The sequence below is a fragment of the Dehalococcoidia bacterium genome, assembly GCA_035310145.1.
Taxonomy (GTDB): Bacteria; Chloroflexota; Dehalococcoidia; order CAUJGQ01; family CAUJGQ01; genus CALFMN01.
In genome coordinates, this window is the sequence record DATGEL010000002.1 from 1 (window position 1) to 4,861 (window position 4,861).

The 4,861-nt window shown below is 67.8% G+C and carries 6 protein-coding genes; 1 reads left to right on the plus strand and 5 read right to left on the minus strand.

What is annotated here, in order from left to right:
- Nucleotides 1-279: 279 nt before the first annotated feature.
- Complete coding sequence (locus VKV26_00110; GenBank protein ID HLZ68287.1) at nucleotides 280-474, plus strand: hypothetical protein; 195 nt, start codon at nucleotides 280-282, stop codon at nucleotides 472-474.
- Nucleotides 475-506: 32 nt separating this feature from the next.
- Here the strand turns inward: VKV26_00110 and VKV26_00115 are convergent, their stop codons facing one another.
- From VKV26_00115 to gatA, 5 genes are all read right to left on the minus strand, one after another.
- On the minus strand, nucleotides 507-1,202 hold the full coding sequence (locus VKV26_00115; protein HLZ68288.1) for an alpha/beta hydrolase: 696 nt from the start codon (nucleotides 1,200-1,202) through the stop codon (nucleotides 507-509).
- Complete coding sequence (locus VKV26_00120) at nucleotides 1,199-2,404, minus strand: aminotransferase class I/II-fold pyridoxal phosphate-dependent enzyme (protein HLZ68289.1); 1,206 nt, start codon at nucleotides 2,402-2,404, stop codon at nucleotides 1,199-1,201. Before VKV26_00120 ends, VKV26_00115 begins: the two co-directional genes overlap by 4 nt.
- Before the next feature lie 124 nt (nucleotides 2,405-2,528).
- On the minus strand, nucleotides 2,529-2,819 hold the full coding sequence (locus tag VKV26_00125; protein HLZ68290.1) for a hypothetical protein: 291 nt from the start codon (nucleotides 2,817-2,819) through the stop codon (nucleotides 2,529-2,531).
- Nucleotides 2,820-2,901: 82 nt separating this feature from the next.
- On the minus strand, nucleotides 2,902-3,201 hold the full coding sequence (locus VKV26_00130) for a hypothetical protein (GenBank protein HLZ68291.1): 300 nt from the start codon (nucleotides 3,199-3,201) through the stop codon (nucleotides 2,902-2,904).
- 65 nt (nucleotides 3,202-3,266) lie between these two features.
- Nucleotides 3,267-4,742, minus strand: a complete 1,476-nt coding sequence (gene gatA / locus VKV26_00135) for an Asp-tRNA(Asn)/Glu-tRNA(Gln) amidotransferase subunit GatA (protein HLZ68292.1) — start codon at nucleotides 4,740-4,742, stop codon at nucleotides 3,267-3,269.
- Between the last annotated feature and the right edge of the window lie 119 nt (nucleotides 4,743-4,861).

The window sequence follows — 4,861 nt, forward strand, 5'->3', positions numbered from 1 at the left end:
ATTGCAGGCCTACGTGCGCCACGACAACGGCGCCCGCTTGCACAGTGCGCTGGGCGACAAGCCCCCGGCGAAGTACGCTGAGGAGCACCTGACCCAGCCGGCATGACCCGTCACTGTCTCACCTGTCCTGAACCACTACACGAAGGGGCATCTCGCCGCAACGCCGGGCACGCCCGCCGAAATCTACTCCGGACGGGGAATGGTCTTTCTCGCCGAATCTGCTTCCCTGTGCGCACCCGAACGCGGGTAGGAGTGCGTGGAGAGAAACGAGGCCGAGCGATGCCGGATCAGCGAGCACAACCAGGCGCCTGGCAACCCCGCGGCGGCGGCTGGAGCGGCGGCCGTGTACCCGGCCCCAGCGGACCAGCGGTGCCGGGTCGGGAGCGCCCGGGCCATTCCGGCCAGCTCAACCCCGGCGGCGAGGAGTGGGCGCAGCACCCGGCGGGCACGGCCGAGGCGTTCGAGACGGCGTAGCGGGCGAGGCCAGGGCGACGCAGTCTAAGATTTCAAACCGCGGCCACCCGTCCGATCCAGCCGCGCAGCAGGTCGAACAGCTCCTCGCGCCCTTCACGCCAGAAGTGATCGACGCCGCCAAGCAGCACCAGGCGCTTCGGCTCGCCGGCGCGGTCATAGATCTGCTGGGCAATGGCGGGTGAGAACTGGTCGTCGTCCAGGCCGTGCACCAGCAGCAGCGGTCGCGGCGCCAATTGCGGTGCGGCCTCGCTGCCGAAGGTCTGCGTGGAGATCGCGGCCACGGCGCAGACGCTCTCGCTTAAGGCGCCGGCACGGATCGCCACGCCGCCGCCGTAGCTCACGCCGGCCAGCACGATGCGCTCGGCGCCGATGCCGCGCAGGAAGCTGACGCCTGCCAGCGCATCGAGCACGCACTCTTGAAACGAGGCCGGATCGGGGTCGGGCCGGCGCATCTGCAGCCGTAGGCTCGTGATGCGCGCGGCGGTCAGGTTTGCGGCCAGCCGCGCGTAGACGCTGCCCGGCCCGCCCAGCCCGCGCGCCGCGCCGCCGAGAAAGACCACGGCCGAGGTACCACCCTCGCAGGGGTGCAGCAGGCCGCCCAGCTCGCCGCGCGAGGTGAGCAGGCGCAGCTCATACGAACCGTCGCCGTTGTCCGCGACGGCGGCCTGCAGGATGCGCAGCTCGAGCTCGCCCTCCGCGCCGGAGCCGGAAGTGTCGTCGTCGCTCACGTGGCGTTGGCCCGCTCGGCGTGACAGCGCCGCACGAAGCTCTCGATGCGGTCCAGCGCCTCCACCAGCTTCTCATACGACGTGGCGTAGCAGGCGCGCACATGGCCCTTGCCGCACTCGCCGAAGGCCGAGCCGGGCACGACGGCCACGCGCTCCTCGAACAGCAGCCGCTCGGCGAACGACTCGTCGTCCAGGGCGGTCGAAGAGATGTCGGGGAAGGCGTAAAAGGCGCCGCGCGGCTCGAAGCAGTGCAACCCCATGCCGTTGAAGCGGCTCACCACCAATTGTCGCCGGCGGTCGTACTCGGCCAGCATCAGTTGCACGTCCTCCTCGCCGGTGCGCAGCGCCTCGAGCGCGGCGTACTGCGCGGGGGTGGGCGCGGACATCATCAAGTATTGGTGGATCTTCATCATCGCTTCGAGCGCTTCTGCTGGCGCCGCCACGTAGCCCAGCCGCCAGCCGGTCATCGCGTACGCCTTGGAGAAGCCGCCGAGCAGGATCGTGCGCTCCTTCATGCCGGGCAGGGCCGCGAAGCAGGTGTGCTGGCCGTTGTAGTTCAGCCGCGCGTAGATCTCGTCGATGATCACAACCAGGTCGCGCTCTTTGACGAACTCGGCGACGGCCAGCAGCTCGGAGCGGGTCATCGTCGCGCCGGTCGGGTTGGCGGGGTAGCCCATCAGCAGCGCCCGCGTCTTGTCCGTGACGTAGCGCTCCAGGTCAGCGACCTGCAGCTTGAAGTTGTTGACCTCGTAAGTCGGCACGCCGACGAATGTGCCGCCGGCCATGATCACATTTGGCGGATAGGCGACGTAGTATGGGTCGGGCGAGAGCACTTCGTCGCCGGGGTCGAGCACGGCCTGGCAGGCGACGTTGAGCCCTTCGCTGACGCCGCTGACACACATCAGCTCAGTAGCGGGGTCGTACATGGCGCCGAAGCGGCGCTCGAGGTCGTGCGCGATCGCCTCGCGTAACTGGATCATGCCGAAGTTGGAGGTGTAGTGGGTGTGGCCCTGCTTGATCGAGCGGATCGCGGCCTCGCGGATCTGCTCGGGCGTGACGAAATCCGGCTCGCCCACGCCGAGCGAGATCACGTCGTCCATCGTGGCGATGATATCGAAGAAGCGGCGAATGCCGGACGCCGGCAGCGCGTCGCACCGCCTCGACGTGAGCGGTCGGCGGACGAACTCGCCGGTGGAAAGCATCGCGGCCAGACTCCCTCGTTGCTGGTTGCAACAATCTCTATACGCCAGCCTAGCGGAACGCGCCGCCCCACGCCACCCGGAATGGCCTGGATCGCTGCCCGTTCGCACCCATTAAGCCGCGTTGTCAGCGCGTGAGCCGGATCAGGCTTGCGGCGCGGTCATAGCAGACCTCGGCGAACTGGTCGAGGAACTGCAGGCCGAGCATGCCGTCGAAGCCGAGCAGGCGAGGTCCGCGGCTCGCACGCGCGATCAGAGGTGGAACAGGTTGTCCGCTCATCCGCACGCCGCGGATGCGGTAGATCCGCGGCGCGATCTCATCGAGCACGTCGAGTCCCGCCAGCACGTCACGGACTTCAATGCTGAGGTTCGACATGGGCCGGCCGGTGTTCAGCAAAAGGTCGAATCTGTACGGCATCGAGGCGGCGCCGGAGGAGACTGCCACGGTGCATGGAACCATGAGAAAGCCCGCAGCGTGCCGCTCAACCCGGATGTGAAGGCTATCGCTGGCCATTGTCGCGATGCCGAGCTGGCTTCGCCGCGTTGCCCGACAACGCACTTCCCGGAGGACGGGGGGCCACCCTGTATCGACTGCGAAAGACGTAGATACTCCCCCCCGTTCGCAGCGCCTCGGCGACGGCGGCGAGCTCGGCTTCGTGAATGTCGCTCCGGTGCTTGCCCACGGTGAGGATCTCCCCGCGGAATGGGTTCTGGTACTCGTTGTACTCGTGGACCCGCATGAGCAGCCACTGGTTCGCATACCGTGCGGAGGCTTCGTCTACCGTCAGCAGCTCAATCACGTTTCCTGCTCCTCCTCGAACGCTACCAACACAAGCATATAAACAGGTGGCATCCGCTGTGCGTATCACAGGCTTGGCCGCTGCTGCGACCAGCCGGTGGCCTGCTCGTAGGCGTGGGCGGCGCGGAGCATCGTGACTTCGTCGAACGGCTTCGCCAGCACCTGCAGACCCACTGGCAAACCGTCCACGAAGCCGCATGGCACGGAGATGCCCGGCAGGCCAGCGATGTTCACCGGCAGCGTGAACACGTCGTTGAGGTACATCGCCAGTGGGTCATCCGTCTTCTCGCCCAGCCTGAACGCGGCCGTGGGCGAAGTCGGCGTCAGCAGCACATCGAAGCGCTCGAAGGCCGCGTCGAACTCGCGGCGGATCAGCGTGCGCACCTGCTGCGCCTTCACGTAGTAGGCGTCGTAGTAGCCGGCGGAGAGCGCGTAGGTGCCGAGCATGATCCGGCGCTTCACCTCGTCGCCGAAGCCGAACTGGCGGGTGCGCTCCATCTCATCCCACATCGTCGGGCCGGCGTGGTCGGAGAAGCCGTACTTCACGCCGTCGTAGCGGGCCAGGTTCGCCGAAGCCTCGCTCGGCGCGATGATGTAATAGACCGCCAGCGCGTGCGGCGTGCTCGGCAGTGAAACGTCCGTCTCGATGCTGGCGCCCAGTTGCTCGAACTGGCGGATCGCATCTTCCACCAGCGCCCGCACGCGCGCGTCCATGCCCTCGACAAAGTACTCACGCGGCACGCCCACGCGCAGGCCGCGCACGTCGCCGGTCAGTGCTGCCGTGAAGTCGGGAACATCCACCGGCGCCGAGGTTGAGTCGAGCGGATCGTGGCCGCAGATCGCGTTCAGCACCGTCGCAGCGTCCTGCACGTCATGCGTGAACGGGCCGATCTGATCGAGCGAGGAGGCGAAAGCGACGAGGCCGAAGCGGCTGACGCGGCCATACGTCGGCTTCACGCCCACCACGCCGCAGAGCGCCGCCGGCTGGCGGATGCTGCCGCCCGTGTCGGAGCCCAGCGCGTAGAGCGCCTCGCCCGCCGCCACGGCCGCCGCCGAGCCGCCCGAGGAGCCGCCGGGCACGGTTGCCAGATCCCAGGGGTTGTGCACGGGAAAGAAGGCCGAGTTCTCGTTGGACGAGCCCATGGCGAACTCGTCCATGTTCGTCTTGCCCAGGATCACGGCGCCCGCTGCCTTCAGCCGCTTCACCACCGTGCCGTCGTAGAGCGGCGTGAAGTTTTCCAGCATGCGCGAGCCGCAGGTGGTGCGGATGCCCTCGGTGCTGAGCACGTCTTTCAGCGCCACGGGAATGCCGGTCAGCGGCCCGGCCTCGCCGGCGCGGAGGCGGGCGTCCGCCGCCTCGGCCTGCGCCAGCGCTTCGACGCGGCTCAGCGTGAGGTAGGCGCCGATGCGCTCGTCCACGGCCTCGATACGAGCATAGAGCGCGCGCATCAGCTCGACCGCCGACAGTTCGCGGCCGGCAAGCAGATCGGCTGCCTCGTGCACGGTCAGGAAGTATAGCGCAGCTCTCTCGGCGGCCTCCACGGCGAGCCTCCTTGTGGTGGTGGTGCCATCAATGGTAAGCGGGGGCGCGGCAGTGATGGTCGCACGTGACGGCGAAGGAACGAGGAAATAGAAATCAGGAAGTAGAAAATAGAATCGAG

Excerpts from the sequence above, each read along its gene's own strand:
- VKV26_00110 (HLZ68287.1), top strand. The coding sequence starts at position 280 with ATGCCGGATCAGCGAGCACAACCAGGCGCCTGGCAACCCCGCGGCGGC.
- VKV26_00120 (HLZ68289.1), bottom strand. The coding sequence starts at position 2,404 with ATGCTTTCCACCGGCGAGTTCGTCCGCCGACCGCTCACGTCGAGGCGG.
- VKV26_00125 (HLZ68290.1), bottom strand. The coding sequence starts at position 2,819 with ATGCCGTACAGATTCGACCTTTTGCTGAACACCGGCCGGCCCATGTCG.